Source organism: Chryseobacterium sp. 2TAF14 (assembly GCF_052115105.1).
Lineage (GTDB): Bacteria > Bacteroidota > Bacteroidia > Flavobacteriales > Weeksellaceae > Chryseobacterium.
The window spans coordinates 1-1,612 of record NZ_JBFRGA010000308.1 but is presented as its reverse complement, the minus strand read 5'-3'; the positions used below and the strand labels follow the sequence as shown (position 1 = coordinate 1,612).

Annotated in this window: 2 protein-coding genes; both read left to right on the top strand. The window is 29.4% G+C overall.

Annotation, left to right across the window (positions count from 1 at the left end):
* Positions 1–389 precede the first annotated feature (389 nt).
* Positions 390–602: a hypothetical protein gene (locus AB4Y90_RS17805; RefSeq protein WP_441558900.1), complete on the top strand. Its 213-nt coding sequence runs from the start codon at positions 390–392 to the stop codon at positions 600–602.
* 284 nt (positions 603–886) lie between these two features.
* Positions 887–1,483: a Crp/Fnr family transcriptional regulator gene (locus AB4Y90_RS17800; RefSeq protein WP_441558899.1), complete on the top strand. Its 597-nt coding sequence runs from the start codon at positions 887–889 to the stop codon at positions 1,481–1,483.
* Positions 1,484–1,612: the final 129 nt, after the last annotated feature.

Genomic DNA, 1,612 nt, shown 5'->3' with positions numbered 1-1,612 from the left:
GTCTTGTATTGACTGGCAGACTTTCCAGATTAGTGCAAAACATACAGATTTTGGCCTTTTCTGAAAGTTCTTTGATTTTTTTTACCGCATCTGCGTGACTTAAATTTTCTGTTGACATAATATTATATTTTTATGATTGTGGTGTGTATTATTTCTATGATTATTGGCTCTTCAAAAACCTAACCAAAATATAAATTTGCTAAAAAAAATATTATATGCATGTAAAAAAAATTAAATAAAAGCATTATTAAATTAAACATTCTTCTTTTAAGAAACATTTATGATCTTAATCACGATCTTTATAAATAATTAATGGTACATTTGTTAATTAAATGTCTGTAAACTAAATTACTGATATTTAAATAACACCAACCATAAAAATAAATATTATGAAAAAATCAGTGCTAATTTTAGCTTTGGGAATTATTGTTCTTAGCTGCTCGAAAAAAGAAACGGAGACCCAAAACAACACTTCAGATTCTTTGACTGCAGATACAATGACTTCGGGAACTGTTCCTGTTTCACCAGATACAATGACCACCACTACTATTCCTGACAGTGCAGCAATGCCTAAAGACTCGATATCTACAGCAACTAAATAATTATATACAGATAAAAACTTTTAGTTTAAAMTCTATTTAATCGTGTTAACTGATTGTACTGGTTTAAATTAGTTACAATTTAAACCTTAAAATTTACATTTTTTTTAAAAAAAGTGTGAATGATTCTACTATTTAAATATAAATACTAAAATTCAGTAAAATATTAATGTTTTAGCATTATTTATTCGACGGTTCTGCCGTTATTCTAAACATTGTTACCGCCTAATATTTACTCATATCTTTTGTGAAGATTACAATCACAGTTAGTAATAAATATTAAAACCATGGTAATCAATCAGAAAATCCTTGAAAATGCAGGTGCTGTTACCAAAACGTATAGTCCATCTGAAAATATTTTCAAAGAAGGAGAATCACCCAATTATTATTTTCAGATCATTTCCGGAAATGTAAAAATGAATAATTACGACGAATCCGGGAAAGAAAGCATTCAGCATCTTTTAGAAAAAGGTGACTGCATTGGCGAGTCTTTACTTTTTATGAACCGGTCTTACCCAATGAATGCAATTGCATTAACGGCGTGTGAAGTTTTAAGCCTTACAAAACAAAAATTTTTAAGCTTATTAGAAGAAAACCCAAAAATTTGTTTTGAGATGAACAGATCTCTTTCAGAAAAGCTTTATTTCAAACAAATTATGGCACAGAATATGTCTACACAAAATCCGACAGTGAAACTGAAAACTCTTATGGATTATCTGAAGAGTTTTGAATGTACAGAAAAAAGATTTATGTTTCAGATTCCATTAACGAGACAGCAAATGGCAAGTCTTACCGGGCTGTGTGTAGAAACTGTAATCAGAGCATTAAAAAGAATGGAAAAAGAAGGCAAGCTGCTCATCGAAAATGGGAAAATTTTTTATTAAAACAACCTTATTTCTGATAAGAAACTCAACAAAATCTTTTATAACGTAAAAGTTTCACTTCAACTTATTTTAAGAAGCAAAAATAACGGCACATCAGCTCATAAGCGAATGCCTTATAAAATCTGATGA

Coding starts and splice junctions, on each gene's coding strand:
- AB4Y90_RS17805 (WP_441558900.1), top strand. CDS start 390: ATGAAAAAATCAGTGCTAATTTTAGCTTTGGGAATTATTGTTCTTAGC.
- AB4Y90_RS17800 (WP_441558899.1), top strand. CDS start 887: ATGGTAATCAATCAGAAAATCCTTGAAAATGCAGGTGCTGTTACCAAA.